At 69.7% G+C, this 18200-nt stretch carries 16 protein-coding genes and 1 pseudogene; 11 read left to right on the forward strand and 6 right to left on the reverse strand.

Annotated elements, in window-relative coordinates; translation table 11 throughout:
- From V6V89_RS33760 to V6V89_RS33775, 4 genes and pseudogenes are all read left to right on the forward strand, one after another.
- Positions 1–329: pseudogene (locus tag V6V89_RS33760) on the forward strand (hypothetical protein); the annotation flags it as partial.
- Entirely contained in the window at positions 326–2098 is a 1773-nt protein-coding gene (locus tag V6V89_RS33765) for a VirB4 family type IV secretion system protein (RefSeq protein WP_334623613.1), read from the forward strand. The pseudogene V6V89_RS33760 and the gene V6V89_RS33765, both read left to right, overlap by 4 nt.
- A complete protein-coding gene (locus tag V6V89_RS33770; protein ID WP_334623615.1) occupies positions 2098–4554 on the forward strand; it encodes a helicase HerA domain-containing protein in 2457 nt (818 codons plus the stop codon). Before V6V89_RS33765 ends, V6V89_RS33770 begins: the two co-directional genes overlap by 1 nt.
- 217 nt (positions 4555–4771) lie before the next feature.
- Positions 4772–5659 carry a replication-relaxation family protein gene (locus V6V89_RS33775; RefSeq protein ID WP_334623616.1) on the forward strand — a complete coding sequence of 296 codons (888 nt, stop codon included), beginning with the start codon at positions 4772–4774 and terminating at the stop codon, positions 5657–5659.
- Between the two features lie 87 nt (positions 5660–5746).
- Here V6V89_RS33775 and V6V89_RS33780 read toward each other — a convergent pair whose 3' ends face one another.
- Together V6V89_RS33780 and V6V89_RS33785 are read right to left on the reverse strand one after the other, a co-directional pair.
- On the reverse strand, positions 5747–7240 hold the full coding sequence (locus V6V89_RS33780; RefSeq protein ID WP_334623617.1) for a caspase, EACC1-associated type: 1494 nt from the start codon (positions 7238–7240) through the stop codon (positions 5747–5749).
- 2 nt (positions 7241–7242) lie between these two features.
- Positions 7243–7593, reverse strand: a complete 351-nt coding sequence (locus V6V89_RS33785; protein ID WP_334623618.1) for an effector-associated constant component EACC1 — start codon at positions 7591–7593, stop codon at positions 7243–7245.
- Positions 7594–8237: 644 nt separating this feature from the next.
- Between V6V89_RS33785 and V6V89_RS33790 the strand changes: the two genes are divergently transcribed.
- From V6V89_RS33790 to V6V89_RS33805, 4 genes are all read left to right on the forward strand, one after another.
- Positions 8238–8939, forward strand: coding sequence for a hypothetical protein (locus V6V89_RS33790; protein ID WP_334623619.1), 702 nt, complete (start codon positions 8238–8240; stop codon positions 8937–8939).
- Positions 8940–9033: 94 nt separating this feature from the next.
- Positions 9034–9768 carry a hypothetical protein gene (locus tag V6V89_RS33795; RefSeq protein WP_334623620.1) on the forward strand — a complete coding sequence of 245 codons (735 nt, stop codon included), beginning with the start codon at positions 9034–9036 and terminating at the stop codon, positions 9766–9768.
- A 6-nt stretch (positions 9769–9774) separates the two neighbouring features.
- The gene (locus tag V6V89_RS33800) at positions 9775–10230 is read left to right on the forward strand and encodes a hypothetical protein (protein WP_334623621.1); all 456 of its coding nucleotides are present in this window, start codon (positions 9775–9777) and stop codon (positions 10228–10230) included.
- Positions 10231–10511: 281 nt separating this feature from the next.
- A complete protein-coding gene (locus tag V6V89_RS33805) occupies positions 10512–11684 on the forward strand; it encodes a helix-turn-helix domain-containing protein (RefSeq protein ID WP_334623622.1) in 1173 nt (390 codons plus the stop codon).
- A 209-nt stretch (positions 11685–11893) separates the two neighbouring features.
- Here the strand turns inward: V6V89_RS33805 and V6V89_RS33810 are convergent, their stop codons facing one another.
- Both V6V89_RS33810 and V6V89_RS33815 read right to left on the reverse strand, forming a co-directional pair.
- Complete coding sequence (locus V6V89_RS33810) at positions 11894–12580, reverse strand: hypothetical protein (RefSeq protein ID WP_334623623.1); 687 nt, start codon at positions 12578–12580, stop codon at positions 11894–11896.
- A gap of 106 nt (positions 12581–12686) precedes the next feature.
- Positions 12687–14378, reverse strand: coding sequence for a hypothetical protein (locus V6V89_RS33815; RefSeq protein ID WP_334623624.1), 1692 nt, complete (start codon positions 14376–14378; stop codon positions 12687–12689).
- Between the two features lie 216 nt (positions 14379–14594).
- Here V6V89_RS33815 and V6V89_RS33820 point away from each other — a divergent pair, with 216 nt between their 5' ends.
- On the forward strand, positions 14595–14972 hold the full coding sequence (locus V6V89_RS33820) for a hypothetical protein (protein ID WP_334623625.1): 378 nt from the start codon (positions 14595–14597) through the stop codon (positions 14970–14972).
- 71 nt (positions 14973–15043) lie between these two features.
- Here the strand turns inward: V6V89_RS33820 and V6V89_RS33825 are convergent, their stop codons facing one another.
- Positions 15044–15382: a helix-turn-helix domain-containing protein gene (locus V6V89_RS33825; protein ID WP_334623626.1), complete on the reverse strand. Its 339-nt coding sequence runs from the start codon at positions 15380–15382 to the stop codon at positions 15044–15046.
- Positions 15366–16532, reverse strand: coding sequence for a tyrosine-type recombinase/integrase (locus tag V6V89_RS33830; RefSeq protein WP_334623627.1), 1167 nt, complete (start codon positions 16530–16532; stop codon positions 15366–15368). The genes V6V89_RS33825 and V6V89_RS33830 overlap by 17 nt, the downstream gene beginning before the upstream one ends.
- Positions 16533–16731: 199 nt before the next feature.
- On the opposite strand from V6V89_RS33830, the gene V6V89_RS33835 reads away from it, so the two are divergent.
- Both V6V89_RS33835 and V6V89_RS33840 read left to right on the forward strand, forming a co-directional pair.
- Positions 16732–17724 (forward strand): DUF932 domain-containing protein, encoded by a 993-nt coding sequence (locus V6V89_RS33835; RefSeq protein ID WP_334623628.1) that lies wholly within the window; start codon positions 16732–16734, stop codon positions 17722–17724.
- Positions 17721–18179 carry a hypothetical protein gene (locus V6V89_RS33840; protein WP_334623629.1) on the forward strand — a complete coding sequence of 153 codons (459 nt, stop codon included), beginning with the start codon at positions 17721–17723 and terminating at the stop codon, positions 18177–18179. The genes V6V89_RS33835 and V6V89_RS33840 overlap by 4 nt, the downstream gene beginning before the upstream one ends.
- Positions 18180–18200: the final 21 nt, after the last annotated feature.

The following is an 18200-nucleotide window of genomic DNA, read 5'->3' on the forward strand; positions in this document are numbered from 1 at the left end:
TATCGACCAAACCCGATCAAAACCGGTGGACCGGCACGCCGCCATTATTCAGCGGTCTCCTAGAGCAGGCGGCCGACGACTACGCGACCTTCCTGCTTGAGTTGGACGCCTCCCGCGATCCGCTGCGCCGACAGGTCCTCGCGGTCGTGTCCGGCGAGCTGGCAGCCGACACAGCTACTCGTGCGCTGTCGGGCCTCGGCGTCGAGGCCATCGTCCTGGACGGCCCAGCGGTAACTGCCGCGCTCGCGGCTGCTGTAGATCCCTTTATCCCGCCGGCGCACGGCCCTCGGGCCGTGCCCGGCACCCCGATCACCCTGCGGAGGACATGATGAAACTGAAGACAAACAAGAAGACGACCGTCGCGGCCGGGGAGCAGATGCCCTCGCCGGCCGCGTTGTCTGTCACCCCCTGGCACGTCAAGGTGGGCGACGGATACAGCGCGACGTTCGCGGTGACCGGCTACCCGGCCGAGGTCGGCCCGGCGTGGCTGGACCCGCTGCTGTCCTACCCCGGCCGTGTCGACGTCGCCATGCACATCACCCCGGTGGCGGCACAGATGGCCGCACCGATGCTGCGCAGGCAGCGCGCCCGCCTGGAATCGACTAGGCGGCTGGACGCCGATCAGGGCCGGCTCGGCGACCCGAGCACCGACGCCGCCGCGGCCGACGCCGCCGACCTCGCTGAACGCGTTGCCCGCGGCGCGGCGAAGCTGTTCGACACCGGCATCTACGTCACCGTCCACGGCCGCGACCTCGACGAGCTGGCCGCCGTCACCGCCGGGGTGAAGTCGGCCGCCGCGTCGGTGCTGCTCGATCTGTCCCCGGCGACGTTCCGCCATCAGCAGGGCTGGGTGGCTACCATGCCGGTCGGCGTGGACCCGCTGAAGATGCGCCGCATCCTGGACACCAACGCACTCGCCGCAGCGTTCCCGCTCGCCTCGACCGACCTCGCCGCCCCCGCTCCCGGTCTGGTCGTGCCGCCTGAGGGCGTGCTGTATGGGGTGAACACCACCTCGCCCGGGGTGCTGATCTGGAACCGGTGGGCACAGGACAACCACAACTCCGTCGTCCTGGCCCGGTCCGGCGCCGGAAAGTCGTACTTCGTCAAGCTCGAAGTCCTGCGGAGCCTGTATCAGGGCGTGGACGTGTCCGTGATCGACCCGGAGGACGAGTACGCGGTCCTGGCCGAGCACGTCGGCGGCACCGTCGTGCAGCTCGGGCAGCCCGGCGTACGCATCAACCCCCTTGACTTGCCCGACGACCAGCGGGCCGACACCCTGACCCGACGCGGCCTGTACCTACACACCCTCATCGCGGTCATGCTCGGCGCGGCCCCGCCACCGACCGAGCGCGCCGCGCTCGACCGGGCAATCACCTCCACCTACGCCAAGGCGGGGATCACCAGCGATCCGAACACCTGGAACCGACCGACTCCACTGCTGCGCGACCTGGCCGCCACGTTGTACACCGACGCCGACCCGGCGGCCGCGCAGCTGGCCGCCCGGCTGGCGCCGTGGAGCAGCGGCAACTTCAGCTCGCTGTTCGACGGCCCGACCTCCACCCGCCCGCAAGGGCACCTGGTGGTGTGGTCGCTGCGGCACCTGCCCGACGAGCTGCGCACCGTCGGCACCCTCCTCGCGCTCGACTCCATCTGGACCAGCATCGACCGACACCCGCAGCGCAACCAGCGCGGAGGATCCCGCCCGGAGGGCCGACGGTTGGTTGTGGTCGACGAGGCGTGGCTGCTGATGCGCGACGGCGAAGGCGCGCGGTTCTTGTTCCGGATGGCCAAGGCCGCCCGGAAGCGGTCGGCCGGGTTGTGCGTCATCACGCAGGACGCCGCTGACGTGCTGTCCACCGACCTCGGCCTAGCCGTGGTCTCGAATGCGGCCACGCAGGTGCTGATGCGCCAGTCCACCCAGTCCATCGACGCGGTGGCGGAGGCGTTCAGCCTCACCGGCGGCGAGTCCCGGATGCTCCTGTCGGCAGCCAGAGGTGAGGGTCTATTGGTTGCGGGCCGTAACCGGGTGCCCTTCCGAAGCCTGGCCTCGGGAAGCGAGCACAAATTAGCCGTGACCGGGATCGGGGAGGCCGACTGATGCCGACCCCAACGATTGGTTCCGAGGCGTGGACGTGGCTGACTGCGCGACCGTGGTTGGCGTTCGTCGCCGCTATCGCGGTGGTCGCGGCGGTGGTCGGTTGCGACCAGGTCCTCGCGTGGCGGCACAGGCGGTTCGCCGCCGGTGCCCGCTGGGTCACCATCGCTGCCCCGCCCGAGGTCACCGTGGAGTCGGCGGCCGCGTTCTGGACCACCATCGTCGGGGTGCTCACCCCCTCGGTGTGGCGGCGCCGGGTGTTCGGCATCCCGCACGTGGCATGGGAGTACACCTGGACCGGCCGCCAGTTGAACATCCGCGTCTGGGTCCCCGGCACCGTGCCGCCCGGCGCGGTCGAAGCGGCCGTGCGGGCGGCGTGGCCGGCCGCCACCGTGGCCACCACCGACGCAGGCCGTCCGATCCCGTTCGACGTCGCCGATCAGGTGGGCGGGGCGCACTGGCCGCACCAGGCCGACACGCTGCCGCTGCGTACCGAACACGACGCCGACCCGCTTCGTGCCCTGTTCGCCGCCGGCGCCGACGTGCGCCACCGCGAACACGCCTGCGTCCAAGTCCTGGCCCGGCCCGCCACCGCACGCCGGGTCCGCCTGGCGCGAAGATCGGCGGCAACCCTCGCGAACCCCTCCGGGCGGCCCGATGTGGCCGCCCGAGCTGTTTCCGGCCTGGCACGGGCCGCGATCGAGTCGATCCTGTGGCTGGTCGAGGTGTTCATCCCCGGACCGACCCGACAGCGCGCCACCGCCCACCCCACCTCCCGACCGGAGGTCCGGGACGCGGTGGCCACGGCAGACGCGCGCACGGTCGTGGACAAGGCCGTCACGGTCCCGCACTACGAAATCGCGGTGCGGTACGCGGTCGCCATGGACCCCGAGTCCCGGCCGCCGGATTCGGAACGGGCCAACCAGATCCACGCCCGGCTGGCCGGGCTGGGACACACGCTCGCCGCAGCGAGCGCGGCCTACACCGGCCCGAACAGGTTGCGGCGCATAAAGATGCCCGCCCCCGTCGCGAGCCTGGCCGGGCGAAGGCTGCGGCGCGGGTTCCTGGCCACGGTCCCGGAACTCGCCGTCTTGGCCGCGCTGCCGCAGGACTTGGCGGTGCCGGGTCTGGACCGGGCCCGGGCCAAGGCGATGCCGGCGCCCGTGCAGGTCCCCTCTGGCGGGCGCGGGGTGAAGGTGCTGGGCCGGTCACAGATCGGCAATCACAGCGTCGGCTTGAATGTGGTCGACGCCCGCCAGCACATGCACATCATCGGAAAGACCGGCGTCGGCAAGAGCACGCTGCTGCTCAACATGATCGTCGGCGACATCAAAGCCGGTCGCGGCACGGTGGTGATCGACCCGCGCGGTGACCTGATCACCGACGTCCTTGACCGCCTCCCGGCGTCGCATGCGAAGCGGATCGTGCTCATCGATCCCGACCAGCCCAATCCCGGCCACTTCAACCCCCTTGAAGACACCCACGATCCGCACCTAGCTGTGGACAACCTCGTCGGCATCTTCGCGAAGATCTTCCAGCGGCAGTGGGGTCCGCGTATGGACGACACCCTACGGGTGGCCTGTCTGACGCTGATGCGCCACGCGGGCTCGACTCTGAGCCTGGTGCCGCCGCTGCTGTCGGACCGAACGTTCCGGGGCCGCTACACAGTGGACCTGGACGATCCGGACGGCCTGGCGGGGTTCTGGACCTGGTACGACTCGATCAACGAGAACTTCCGGGGCCAGGTCATCGCCCCCGTCCTGGCCAGGCTGCGGCAGTTCCTGCTGCGCGATTTCGTCAAGTCGGTCATCGGCAACCCGACCAGCTCGTTCCGGATGAGCGACATCCTCGACGGGGGAGCGCTGCTGTGCCGGCTACCCAAAGGTCAGCTCGGTGAGGAAACCTCGCGCATCCTGGGCTCGCTGATCGTCGCTCGGGTGTGGCAGGCCGCCATCGCACGCACCGCGATCCCCGAAGACCAGCGAAAAGACGTCTGCCTATACGTGGATGAGGCGCACAACTTCCTCACCCTGCCCGGCAGCGTCGACGACATGCTCGCCGAGGCCCGCGGCTACCGCCTCGGGCTGGTCCTAGCGCATCAGGATCTGGCCCAATTGCCCAACGAGACGGCAGCGGCACTATCGGCCAACGCCCGGTCGAAGATCGTCTTCAACGTGGACCCCAGCGACGCCCGGGAGCTGTCCCGGCACACCAAGCCGGAGCTCGACGAGCACGACCTGGCGCACCTGGACATCTACACCGCCGCTGCCCGGCTGCTGGCCGGTAACCGGGAACTGCCCGCGTTCACCTTCACCACCAACCCGCCGGCGCCGATCGTCGGTGAGGCCACCGCGATCCGCCAGGAGGTCGCCGCCGCGCAAACACCGCCGGGTGAGGAACCGCCGATGCAACAGGTGGCCCGGAAGGCGATGCGGCGTCGCATGAACGGCACCGACTGACCTCGGTTACGCAGACCGCCGGGGCTGCCCTGGGTGGCTGCACGGGGGGCTCCGTTGGGGGCGATGACGATCGGAGCCCCCAGCGGAGCCGGTCACACGTCCCCTGTCAGGTGCCTGACCAGGCCATATGCTGGCCCGCTGCGGACCCAGAAGAAAGATCAACTCATGCAGACTCCCTAATAGGGACTCCTCTCTCCGCACCAGGGGGTGATGCCGTATGACGCGTACGCGACCCGCTCATGGCCTGCTGGCCATCTACCCACACATCACCGGCCGCGACCGGCAGATCATGCGACTACTCGACGACCACGAGGTGCTGACGACCGACCACATCGCGAGGCTGTTCTTCCACGCTCCGCGCACCTGCCGCCATCGCCTCGGTGAGCTGCACGGCCTTGGCCTGCTGGATAGGTTCCGGTTCGCCCGGCCCGGAGGTGGCACCGATCCATACCACTGGGTCCTCGGCCACGAGGGGCAACGATTCCAGGCCGCCGCCCACGGCGAGCCGGAGCCCACCGCGCGAGCGAGTAGCCAGCGCATCGCTCGCCTGTCGGCCAACCCGACCCTGACACACCTGCTCACCGTCAACGAGTTCTTCGTCCGGCTCGCCGAGCACGCCCGCCGGCACCCGCACGCCAACCTCGTGCGCTGGTGGTCGGAGGCGGCCACCAAGCGGTTCCAGACGAAAGTCGTGTTCAACCCGGACGGGCATGGCCTGTGGAGGGTCGGGGAGCGGACGGTGGGATTCTGGCTGGAGGCCGATACCGGCAGCGAGCCGTTGACCCGCGTCGTCTCCAAGCTCGTCAGCTACCGCAAGATCGCCCCCACTGGCGGGCCTCGCTATCCGGTGCTGTTCTGGCTGGCCAGCCCCATCCGCGAGGAGCACCTGCACCGGCTGCTGCGCACCGAGTACGCCGACGTGCCCACCGCCACCGCCACCCACGACGCCAACCCGGCGCAGGCGGTCTGGCTGCCCAGCGACGGCCACCACCGGGTACGCCTGGAGCAGCTGCCCACCTTCCACGGCACCAACAGTCTGGACAACCCCAACTACCGCAACGGAGTGCTCGTCCTCGGCCCGACCGCGATGGACGGCCAGCCATAGTTGACACTTCCCACGTCGAGTTGGCAGCACAAGTGGGCAGTCGCCCGCGCGGACCGGGCTCGATATTCGTCGCACCACGCGGGCGTCCTAGCGGACCGCCAGGCGCACCAGCAGGTCGCCGGTGCGGCCCTGGACGGTGACTCCCTTGCCGCGCACGCGGAACATCCGCCCGTCGGGCGTGCCCGGCGGGACGCGGAGCGTGACGCTGCCCTCCAGCGTCGGCGCGCTGATGTCGGCGCCGTTGCGGGCCTGCGCTGCCGTGATCGGCAACGTCGTCATGAGGTCGTCGCCGCTGCGCTGGAACACGGGGTCGGCGTTGACCTGGACTAGGACGTAGAGGTCGCCGGGCGGATGGCCGCTCCAGCTTGGTTCGCCCCTGCCGGCCAGCCGGATGCGCTGCCCGTCAGCAATTCCGGCGGGAAACCGTACATTGATGGTGCGCTGTAACGTTTCCTGTCCGGTGCCGGCGCAGTCGCTGCATGCCTCACCGTCGATGCCGGCGCCGCCGCACGTCCGGCAGGGCTCGTCCAGGGTCGAGGTCTTGATCAGGCCAGTGCCGCGACAGTCGGCGCACGGCGGGGTGCCGGGCTTGACGCCGGAGCCCTCGCAGGCCGAGCAGGTCGTGGGAGTCCGCACCGTCAGCGGCAGCGTAACGCCGCGGGTAGCGTCGCGGAATAACAGGTTCGCGGTGCACTCCATGTCGCGTCCGCGTGCGGCGGGCTGGCCGCCGCTGAAGATGTTGCTGAACAGGTCTGAGAAGCTCGTGCCGCCACCGGACCCGTCCGGCGTCGTGCCACTGCCGAAGAGGTCGAACTTTGGCGGGGCGGACGGGGGTGGCGCGGGACGGCCGTACCGGTTGCGGGCGATAGCCAACCGGTCGGCTACCTCGGTGCTGCGCTGTTGCGGCGCGGCGTACCCCCGGGCGTGGAGGGCGGCCCGCACGTGGCGGTAGATCTCGCCGAGCGACAGCAGCGGCGGGCCGTTGGCGATCCCCTCGCGTAGGAGCCGCACCAATTCGCCGGTGAACGCGGTGTACTGGGCGCCCACCGGCGCCTGCGCGGTGCTGTTGGCGGGCGCGGAGGTCAGCACATACGACCCGGCGACGTCGATCTGGCCGATCAGGCCCCCGTCGCCGGCCATCGCGCCGTCGAGCGCACGCCCCGAGAAGCAGCAGTCCAGGATGATCACCTGGTTGGTGGCCGGGCTGTCCAGAAACACGTCGCGGACCGCGCGGTACGGCACCGCCGTGAACTCGGGATGGGCTGGGTCGGTGCTACCGAGGCTCAGGTACAGCTCGTGCCGGCGCCCGCCGACCAGCCCGTGACCGGCGTAGTAAACCAACAGTAGGTCGGTCGCCTCAATGGCCGCGGCGTGCAGCAGCCGGCCGACCTCGCCGGCGTTGACGGGGTCCAGCGCCATCCGGCACCGGTCGTCGGGCAGGCCGCCGCCCTCCGGGTCGGTTAGTTCCCGCCGCAGGGCGCGCAGGTTGTTGCCGACCGCGGGTAGCTCTGGCAGACCGGCGGTGTAGTGCGCCGCGCCGAGTAGCAGCACGCGGGAACGGTCGGGATCGGGCAGGCGCACGGCTACGGCGCCTCTGTCCCGCCGCGCAGTTCGCGCAGCAGCGCGACGGCGTCCGCCGGCCGCTGGGCGGTGATGGCGACGCGGCGGCCGTCGCCGTCGGAGACTTCCACCGACACATCGCGGCGGCGTTGCTGCAGCCAGACCTGCACGCTGCCGAGCAGGACGCTGATCGCCCCGCCGGACCCGAGCGCGACCACCAGCGTGTCGGAGAGGCCGCCCATCTCGCCTGCGGACACCGGCGCGGGCGGGTGGCGTACGCGGCCGCGTAACTCCGGCTCCCGGCGCAGCCAGTCCTGCAGGTCCTCCAGAACGGCGGTGTCGCCGGTCACCCGCAGCCGTACCTCGTCTGTCACGGTCACTCCATCGCGCTCGCCGGGCCGGGGCACATGGCCGGATTGTTCCGTACCGTAGTGGGCTTGCGCCATCTCGCACAGCGTCCGTACGGGTACGCCGGGTGACTCGCCGATCACGCGGGAATGCGGATTACGTCGCAGTCAACCGATAAGGCACGCCAGACCCCGGACTCATGCGGGACTTGCCGTCCTCCTACATGACGCCCGGCCGACACGCGGACGCCTTCAGTGCCAAGAATCCCTGGGAGCTGGTGCCACCTAACGCTGGTACCGCGTCGGAGATCCAGAGGCGGGGCGAACGCCGCAGTGCCACCTTCTGGTTGGAGTCGCCGCGGGCTGACAGAACCTGTCCGCCGGCGCTGTCAACCTGACACCGCAGCTCAACGGCGTGATCGGTAATCCTGACAGCGGTCACGCTGTCAGGTCACGAAGCTACGGTGCTTGGCAGTCTTCTCCTTGTTCGCACCGCCGCCCCGTCCTCCTGGACGTGCCCGCGCCAGCGGGATCACCCACAGCCCACCACTGGTCGGCTTCGTGATCCACCGCCCGCGCACCACCCGCCAGCACTGTTCCGGCCTTGGACGGCCGCGATCCGGTGGCACTACCCACCAACACCCACTCCTTCGCGAAGGGAGCACCCTGCCATGCCCACCAACACCCCGATGACCGACCGAGTCGTCACCGTCTGCTTCGCCCCCGGCGCCGACGCCGACTGGTTCTCCGCCTCCGAAGTGGTCAACGACCGACTCAACGCCAACGGCACCCCCGCCCGCCGCTATCACGTCCGGCACCGCCGCCTGATCGGCTGGCTCACCCGCTGGTTCGGGTACTTCCTGCTCGACGCGGTGCGTCGGTTCGGCGCCTATACCCTCGCGGCCGGAGGCCGCAAGGGTCGCCTCGACCTGGCCGCCACCGCGGAACGCGCCGCCAACGAGGCCACCGCCCGCTGGCGCGCGTACAACATCCACATTGGCGCCACCACACGGCACGCCCGCACCTGGGAGGACTTCCTCGCCCAGCACCACGCCGACCCGGCCAAGGTCAGCCTCAACGAGGCCCGCCGTCGCTTCGAGCAGCAGCCCCGCGTCCTGGCGATGCTCGCCTACGCCGGCGCGCACACCTTCGACCCCTACGAGCTCGCCGCCTACCAAGCAGGAGAGGCCACCTACGTGGGACTGCACTGGCGCATCGCCCTCATCGGCGACGCGCTGATCACCACCGACGGTCGCCTGGTGGAGCCCGCCAGCGATTCCCTCGCCGATAGGTTCCGGTTCCTGAACGGTGCGTGCGTGTACCTGCGCGGCCTGCGCTCCGACGCCCGGCTGTGCGCGGTCGCCATCGCCTAACAAACCCATACGCCGCCTGAAGGACCGGTCTCAGCAGCCCGCTGCGACCGGCCTTCGGCATACCCGAAACCCTTATCAGGAAGGAGATACCTTCGTGTTCCTCACCGATCCCGCGCTGCGGCGCATCGCAGCCTGGACCGGTGACGTGTGGCCCGAGCACCCGTGGCGACACGACACCGCCACCCCGGGACCGAGCGGCATTCTCGCCCAGCTCCTGCACACGATCACCGTCCGGTTCAACGACAACGCCGAGCTACTGGACCGGCTCCTTGGTGCGCTCGGCCAGCAGGCCAGCACCGTGCGGGAGGCGACGGCGCGGCACACCGCCGTCCCACCCAGCGCCCTGGACCGGTCCGCCACTGACGTCCTCGACCAAATCGGACGGCGGGTATTGCTGGAACAGCTGCTCCTGGACGCCTACGAGGCGTGGCGCGCACACCGCCAGCCCGACCGCGGCACCGACGAGCTGCACCTGCTGCTGCGCCCCGGCGACACGACCTTCGGCGTCGCGACGCTGCGCCGCCTCGACGACGGCGTTTGGCTGGTTTCCCCGGACGCTGAGGCCGCCGCCGCGTTCGGCATTCCTTACGCCGCAACGATCATCGGCCAGGTCGCCGAGCACGACACCGGCTGGCAGCCCACCGCCTACCGGGACCCGGAGCACCGGCACCACGGTGGCGGCCTCAGCTACACCCTGCCGCCACAGGACGAGCTCGGCACCGCCTGCCGCACGCTGATGCGCTGGTGGGCCTTACGCCATTCCGCGAATTGGCGAAGCCGCCGTCCCGAACAGCTCACCGAAGCCGAACTGGCAGCCCTCACCGAGTAGAAGACGATGATCCGGCCACCGTGTCCGACCTGCGGCCAGCGCTTCGGACACCAGGACGACTGCTCGGCCGTTACCCACCTGCACCAAGGCAACCAATGGCCCGGCAACCCGTACTTCCGCCACCTATGCGGCAGCGACTGGCAACTGTCGGCCTGGATCGCGAAGGACGCCTTCGCGATCTGGCTCCACGAAGTTGGGCAAGGCACCATCACCGACGCGGTACGCGCCCGGCACATCAGCATCCCCCGCAGGCTCCGCGGCGCACTCGCGGCGACCGAGGTGTACTGGCTCGGCCCGCCCCACATCGAGTTCAACATCATCCTGCCCGGCAGCTGGCAGATATGGATGGAGATCGTGCCCGGGTACCGCTGCCAATGGGACCAGCGCCAGCCACCGGTCGGCTTCGACTGCGACGCCATGCACGCCGCCCTGGCAAGCTGGAAACCTTGGCCAACCGTGTGAAAGACGCCCGCTGCCCGTACCAGTACTGGCTGCGCCACCAGGCCGGTGCCGAGCACCCGCAGCACTGCGACTGCTTCTGCCACCGGCTTCTGTAGCAGCCCGCATCGAGGCGCTACCGCACGAGCCATCGGGCCGCACCTTTCGCCGCACCGCCACCACGGCACCGCCACCGGCGGATGCCGCGATGACGGCTGCGCGCGGCCCGCCGCACCACCGGTCGAGCACACCCGTGCCCGGCCGTCCGCAAATCCCACACACCTTCCAGAAGGGGAGTCCAACGCATGGACAACCTGTCAACGGGCGCCCAGCAGGTGCTCGACGCCCTCGCCGAGATCGGGCAGGGCACCGTGGCCGAGATCCGCGAGAAGACCGGCAAGGCCAAGTCGACCACCGACAAAGCCATCCGGGAGTTGACTGACGCCGGCCTGATCGTCGAGACCGACCCCGGCGACGGCAACCCCGCCCGCTGGAGCATCACCGCTTCCGCCGCCGAGCCAACCAGCCCGGACGAGGCACTCGACACCCAGCCAGGCACCGGCACCGATGCCGCACAGCGCGAGCCGGTCGACCCGGTCGACACCAGTGGCACCGGCCAGCCGGACGCGTCCAGCGCCCCGCTCACGAACGCCACCGACACCCAGGACGCCCCGGCGGACCCGGCCGACGACCACGGCGACTCCGACGCGCCGGCCGACGACTCGGACACGCCGACCGAGCAGGTTCCCGCCCGGCCGAAGCCGCCCGCCGACCGCAAGGTCCTGGCGGTGGCCGGCGTGCTCGGCGACTACCCGGACGGTGCGACGATCGACGAGATCGCCGAAGCGTGCGGGTTCAACGTCGGTGTCGTGGCCCGCCTGCTACAGGCGATGGAGCAGGCCGACGCCGCCCGCCGCATCCTGGCCGACGCCGAGGCCGGCACGCCGGAGCGGTGGCAGCCCGGCCCCGGCAAGGCCAGCGAGGTCGACCCGAACCCGGAACCGCCCCGCTGCCTGTGGTGCCAGCAGACCATCCGTGGAACCTCGGACGCGGTCGGCAACGCCGCGACGCTGCAGTCGCTCGCCCGGCCCGACGGCACTATTCACGTGATCGCCCCGGACGGCACCGAGCGCATCATCAACCTGCCCAAGCGTGCACCGGCACGGACGCCCGGCGTGGCCGCGACCACCGGCCGCAGCAGCGCCTCCGGCACGGTCAACTCGGACGGCAACGAGCCGCTGGGCCGCGGCGTGCTGCGCGGCTGGGTGGCCGAGTTTATCAACGCCCGCCCCGGCCACGATCTGACCCCCGGCGCCATCGCCGAGGCGCTGGGCGCCCAGTACAGCCGCACGATTAGCACTGGGGCGGTGCTCAACAACTGCCGCACCCTGGCCATGAACGACCAGATCCGTGTGGTCCGGCAGGAGCCGTTCACCGTCACCGCCAACAAGCCCGCTGACAACAGCGACCAGCAGTAGCCCCCTCGCGCGCTGGGGCCGAGCACACCGCTCGGCCCCAGCGCCGTCTTTTCAGCAAAGGAGAACCCAACCGGTACTGCGGCGATATTCCAATCCCCTGAATAGGGCTGCTTTGACGTACTGCTGCGCGCTGAAGCGCTGGTTGTTTGACAACTGGATAGCGATGGGCATTCGGTTCTGGGCGGCTGAATTGGGCCGCGGGTAGGAGTTCAGTAGCCCGTGACGGCGGGCGAGGATGTGGTCAGGACGATGGACATGTTCTCAGCGCGCCACTCGTCGAAGAGGATTTCTGCGCTGGGCATCTTGTCCGCTTGCAGGTGGGCCTGAATGTGGCGGACGTAGATCGCCTCGGTTTGGCCTGGCGACGTCGGCGTGGACAGGGGGTCGATCTGGCAGTTCGCGAATGCCGCCATTTTCGCCGGGTCGGCCCACATGGCGTCGAGTGCGCGAGTGGTTAGGTGGAGCAGCGCGAGGCCTGTCCACGGGTCGAAGCGGAGTGGTCCTCCGGCGCTGGCCGCGCCGTGGCCTGTGAAGTTGCGAAGATCGGCGTACTCGGGGACAGTCAGAACGGTTAGCGGTGCCGATTCTTGACTGTTGAGGTCGAGCACATAGTTCAGGCCGGCCCGTAGGCGAGGACCCGCTTGGCCGTTCGCGTGGCGGAACCCACCGACCGCACGGCCGAGAAGCTCGATGGCGTCAAGGATCTGGAAGATGGCGCCGAGATGAAGCGACTTGGACCGGGCGAGACCGGCCGTCGCAACCATCTCGCGAACGAGGCCGATGGTGTAGTACGCCTTCGCCTCAAAGGCGCTGATCCCGCACGGGGTCCCGACGGCGAGCCACGCCGCTTCGTCGGCGACGTGTAGGGCCTGGGCATGCTGCTTCACGTGGTCCATTGGGTTCACTGAACATTCCTACCTCAAATACCGCCGTGACCGCCACGCGGTATCTCCGGGACATCCGCCAACGATTGCGGAGGTTGAAACCCTTAAGCGGCGCGTCCTATTTGGAGGATGTGCGGGCGGCTGCGTAGCTGGTCCAGTTGCCTCCGGCGAGTCTGGTCCATTTGACTGCTGTGGTGGGGTGGATGCCGAGGATTCCGGCGAGCATTGCTGGTGGGATCTCGGCGGCGAGTTGGATCAGTGCGGCTTGTCGCATGGCGCGGGCCTGGATGCCGATCCGGCGTAGCCGGGTGGAGATGGCTCTGGGAGTGGCGTGCTTGCCCGCGCGGGCGCTGGGGAACAGCCACTGGTTGGGCAGGTGCGCGGAGGTACCGACGCGACGGCGGTGTGGCAGCTTGGTGATCAGGGAGGCGAACGGCTCGGGCAGTTCGAGCCGGTCCGCGCCGAACGCGACGGTGACCGTGCCGCCGGTGGTGTGTATGTCGGTGGTGGTGAGCATGACGATCCGGCTGATTGGCTGGGCGTAGAGGACGACGAGGGCGGCGGCGACGCGGTCAGCGATGTCGAGGCTGTCGTCGTGCACCAACTGTCTGGCGATGCTCCACCGCTGCTCGGCATCGGCGGGGGCGGCCAGAGCTCCCCGCCGGCTGGGTGGTAGCTGCAGCGTGCCAGGTAGATGCCGGCGGCGCTGTGCCCAGGTGAGAAACGAGCGGATGTGGCTGCTGGTGGACGGCGTGGCGGTGAAGAACTCGTCCAGGTCGGCTTGCTGGCAGGTCGCCAGAGTGCGGCTCGCGCGGTGCAGGTGGGTGACGAAATCGGTGACCTGTCCGACGGTGGCGCGGGCGTGGTAGATCGGCGCGGTCAGGTCGGCGCCAGTATCGGCGGTGCGGCGGAGCCGGGCCAGCAGCCGCCACCGTATCCAGGTGTGCAGAACACGCCGGTCGGGCTCGCCACAGCCGCCGATGGTGTCGGTCAGTTCCACGGCGAGCCGGTCGAGGAGTCGGTGCGGGTCGGTGGGCAGTGCCCCGGCGGCGACCAGCAGGGCGCGCAAATGCTCCAGGTCCCGTCCGACGGGTAGCGCGTCCAGCGCGGCGTGGCTGAACTCGAGCCGACCGTGGTGCAGGTCGGCAAGGATCGACGTGGTGCGGGGCCGCATCAGCCAGGCTCGGGTGGCGACTGGGTCGGCAGCCAGGATCGCCTGGCGGAGCCGTCGTAGTGGTTCGGCGGTCTGTTCGGGTAGGAGCCGGTCGAGGGTGCGGCGCAGCGCGCACCGGTCGCAGACGCCGAGGCCGTCGACATGCCGTACTGGCGCGGCAGGGTTGTGGCAGTCGGCGCACTGCCGGTCGGCTCGGCAGTGGTGGCATCGGCCGCGGGCATCGAGGATGCGGTCGGTGCGCTGGCAGCCGGCGCAGTCTCCACGCTGACGATGAACGTCGCGGCGGCATCGGCTGCATATCTGCTCACCGGCACGCCGGTAGGGTCGTGTGCAACCGGGACAGGTGCGAGCGCATGGTCCACAATGCACACCGGTCGTGGAGGCGTGGCCGTCCGGCCCGGCGTGGGCGCCGCAGCCCGTGCAGACCAGCCGGGGCGGACCGGCGACCTCGACGCCGGCGAGTGCGAGGATGAGCCTGGCCAGCGGCAGCGGCGGCTGCCGCAGCTCCGCTGGCATCGCTTCGATGTGTGCGGCGAGCAGTCGCCGGTCCAGCGGGCGCGGCGCTGCGTCCCGGATGATCGCGGTGAGCGCCTCGTCGGAGAGCTTTGGGGCGAAGGTGACACGGACGGTGGCCACGATCGCCGTGGTGATGGCGGTGTCCCGGTCGCGCTGTCGATGCCGGTTGACGCAGCTTTGGCAAAGGTTCCCTGCCGGGTGGCGGGCATAGGCCCGGCGAAGCTGACCGCACCCGTCGCACGGTCGCAGGAGGCGGCCGTGGCAGCTACCGCACAGCCAGCCACCACCCGCCCGCATGTGCGGAGCCCGTAAGTGTCCACATGAGACACAAGTGGGGTGGCGAGGGCTGATGCGCTGGGCACCATCGTCGGCAAGGTGCTCGGCCAGCCGGTGCAGGACAGGAACGGTACTGGTTGGCCCGTCGGTCAGCGATTCGGGGTGTTCGGCCAGATGCTCGGCGAGCCGCCTCAGCGCGCGTGGCACTGTGGCCGCCCTCGCCACAGCGTGTTCGATCGCCGCAACGTCCAGGTGAGGCTCGACGGCGGCGACAGCGGCGACAATCTGGTCACGATGCTGCTGCACCGTGGTGGCCGCCTGCTGGCGCCGCGCACACCGCTGGCACCAGCGCCGCCCGTCCGGATCTCGGCCGTCGAAACGGGCCACCTGTCCGCAGCACTCACATACGCCGCTGCGCCGCCTGGCGCAACAGTTTGAACAGATCCGGCCCTGCGGGGTGACGCCGCGCAGGCGTACCCTCCGGCCGCACCAGGCGCACGCCTCGCCGCTCACTGGACCCGGCGGATCTCCGCCCGCCGCGGGCGACGCTCCCGCACGGCATCTGGGACCTCGCCGCCGCCGGTCCCGGTCGCCCGCGCCCTGGCGGCCTCGACGACCGGTTCGACCAAATCGGCCGGTGTGCAATCGAGGATGTCGCACAACGCGACCAGGGTGCGCAAGCTCAGCCGCTCCGGAGTCTGCGCCACCAGCCGATACACCTGCGCCGCAGACAGCGCCACGCCACGCTCAGCCAGCAGCGGCGCCAGGTCGGTGGTGGAGAACATGCCCTGCGTCGCCATCAGCGTGCGCAGGTTCCACCGGTACCCCAACTTACGAACACGAGCCATCCGCCGCGCCCCCTTTCATCTCGTCCCGGCCGGCCAGTCCTGGCTCGAAGGCCCGATCCAGCGCGCGGCGCAGCGCGGTGTTCTTGAAGTCCGAGCCGACGCTGGTGTAGATCGCCGTGGTCGACCCCCACGAGTGACCGGCCTGCTGCTGCACGAACAGGTGGTCAAAGCCGTCTTCCAACATGTGCGTCACATAGGAGTGGCGCAGGCAGTGCGGGCTCAGGATCGGATCCAAGTTCAGCGCGTCACGGTAGGCGGCGAACCGCGCGTTGATGTGCTCCACCGAGATCCGCCCGCCCCGCTCCGTCGGCCACAATGCGCTGCCCGCCACGCGGTAGAGCGGCCGGATGTCGGCCATCCACTCGGCGACCGCCTCGGCCGCCCAGCCCATCGTGGTCAGCACCGTGCGCCGTCGCGGCGGGCTGCCCCGCATCGCCTTGCCAAACCGTACCGACAACGCCCCGTGCCGACCGAACTCCGGCGCTGCCGCGTTCGCTGACCAGTCCACCGTGTCCAACTTGGACGCCTCACGACGGCGCAAGCCCCACCCGTAGACCACCTTGAACAGGGTGGCGTCGCGGTACGCGGCCAGCCACCCCTTGCGCCCCGACTTCGCCGTGCGTTCCACCTCGGCGTCGCAGTGGTCGAAGAACCCCTGCAGCTCGTCCCGGCTCAACGGCCGGTTCCCCGGCCGCGCCTCGGTCTCGCTGCGATGCACGGCGGTGTTCCACTCGTGGAAGACCTGCACCGGATGCGTGCCGAACTGCCGCTGACACACCTCGTCCCAGCCGTAGCACTGCGCGGTCACATACCCCAGGAACAACGAGACCGCGTTCTGGTAGCTACGCACCGTCGAGTGCGCCAACCCACGGCCCACCAGGTCCGAGCTCCACTCCTCCACATCCGCTGGCGTCCACTGCCACGGGTAGTCGTTCGTGAATCCCACGAACCGGCGCACCTGCAGCGTCCGCTGCTCGATCGTGTGCGCGCTCAACAGCCGCGAGCGCTGCTGCGCCGCCCACCCCGCCAGCATCGCGTCCAGCACCGCCTCCTCCGGCTGCAAGAACCGAACACCCGACGCCAGCACGGCCGACGCCGCACCCGGCAACGACTCCACCACAGGCTGGCGCTCGGCACGCACCCCACGCACCGCAAACACCTCCGAACCGAAGGGAGACAGATGAACGCATCGTTCATCAGATGCAAACGAGGCCCGCCCCACCTGGTCACGGCCACCAAGACATCGACCATCCCATGTGGAAGATCACACGCTCGGAATCCCTTTGCCAGCAACGGCGACGAACACCGAACACCCCGAATCATTCATCCGATGCAATAAAGGAGAGATCGTGGCACACGAACTGGAGACCTTCGCCGACGGCACCACCAGCTTCGTCAGCGCCCGCCAATCCGCCTGGCACCTGCTCGGCACCGTCACCGACCGCAGCCAGTCCGCCGAACAGATGATGACCAAGGCCAAGCTCGGCGGCTGGGGCGTCCGCAAGATCCGACTCGTCGGCATCGACACCCTCGCCGACGGCACCGAAGTGCAAATCCCGTGTGACGACCAGATGATGACCGTCCGCCGAAACCCGGTCACCGCCGTCACCGACTATCTGGGCATCGTGGGAAACGACTACGGCGTCGTGCAGAACGAGCAGGCCGCTGAAGTCCTCGACCTGCTCGTCGACCAGATCGGCGGCGCACACTACGAGACCGCCGGATCGCTGCGCCGCGGCAAGAGCGTGTTCCTGACGATGAAGCTGCCCACCGCGATGGAAATCGCCGGCGTCGACCGCCTGGACCTGTACCTGATCGCCACCACCTCACACGACGGCACCTCCGCTCTGCGGATCGACGCCAGCCCAATCCGCGTGGTGTGCGCCAACACCCAACGCGCCGCGTTCGCCCACTACGTGTTCCGGCACACCAGCAACGTCGCCTCCCAGATCAGCCAGGCCCGCGAAGCCCTCGGCCTGATGTGGAAATACATGGACACCTTCGAAGCCGCCGCCAACCGGATGATCAACGAGGCGTTGACCATGGGCGAGTTCGAGAAGATCGTCGCCCAGCTGTGGCCGGTGGCCGACGACGCGACCGACAAGACGAAGAACAATGCCAAGGAGCGGCTTGGCACGTTGAAGTACCTGCTGCGCGACGCGGACACGCAGACGGCGATCAAGGGCACCCGGTGGGGCGGCTACCAGGCCATCACCGAGTACCTCGATCATGTCCAGCCCGCCAAGAACCCGATCGCCCGCGCCAACCGGGTCGTGTCCGGCAGGGTGCCCGAGACTAAGATTCGGGCGTTCGACCTGCTGAAGGTCGGAGCGAGCCGATGACCGGCAACCAGCACCGGCCGCCGCAGTGGTTCTACTTCGGACCGTGGGCGTTCTCGATCGACGAGGCCGAAAGGCTAATCGCCGACCGCGCACGCGAGCCCCACATCCTCGACGTCGCCGTCTGGGCCAACGCCTACGGCCTCACAACGATTGACGATCCCGCTCCTGGCACGGTCAGCCTCATCGGCCCCACCCGCGATGGCTTGGACCGCGAGTACGCCATTGGCATCGACCTGACCAAGCCGGTGATCGTCGCGACGCTGGAGACCAGCGGCGAGCCCGCCGCGCTGCTTATCGACGGCGTCCACCGGCTCTACCGCGCCTGGCGCGAACGCGTCGCTCAACTGCCTGCCTACGTGCTCAGCGTCGCCGAAACCCAGCAGATCAAGCACGACCGCATCATCGGCGGCGGCACCTTCCCACGTCGACGCTCGACACCGCGCCGCGATTGCTGAGTCCGAAGGGCAATCCCCACC

Origin of the sequence: Micromonospora sp. CPCC 206061 (assembly GCF_036906915.1) — a bacterium.
In the GTDB taxonomy this organism is placed as follows: Bacteria; Actinomycetota; Actinomycetes; order Mycobacteriales; family Micromonosporaceae; genus Phytohabitans.

Bases quoted from the DNA above. Each gene is read 5' to 3' on its own strand.
- V6V89_RS33765 (WP_334623613.1), top strand. From the start codon at position 326: ATGATGAAACTGAAGACAAACAAGAAGACGACCGTCGCGGCCGGGGAG.
- V6V89_RS33770 (WP_334623615.1), top strand. From the start codon at position 2,098: ATGCCGACCCCAACGATTGGTTCCGAGGCGTGGACGTGGCTGACTGCG.
- V6V89_RS33775 (WP_334623616.1), top strand. From the start codon at position 4,772: ATGACGCGTACGCGACCCGCTCATGGCCTGCTGGCCATCTACCCACAC.
- V6V89_RS33790 (WP_334623619.1), top strand. From the start codon at position 8,238: ATGCCCACCAACACCCCGATGACCGACCGAGTCGTCACCGTCTGCTTC.
- V6V89_RS33800 (WP_334623621.1), top strand. From the start codon at position 9,775: ATGATCCGGCCACCGTGTCCGACCTGCGGCCAGCGCTTCGGACACCAG.
- V6V89_RS33805 (WP_334623622.1), top strand. From the start codon at position 10,512: ATGGACAACCTGTCAACGGGCGCCCAGCAGGTGCTCGACGCCCTCGCC.
- V6V89_RS33810 (WP_334623623.1), bottom strand. From the start codon at position 12,580: ATGGACCACGTGAAGCAGCATGCCCAGGCCCTACACGTCGCCGACGAA.
- V6V89_RS33825 (WP_334623626.1), bottom strand. From the start codon at position 15,382: ATGGCTCGTGTTCGTAAGTTGGGGTACCGGTGGAACCTGCGCACGCTG.
- V6V89_RS33840 (WP_334623629.1), top strand. From the start codon at position 17,721: ATGACCGGCAACCAGCACCGGCCGCCGCAGTGGTTCTACTTCGGACCG.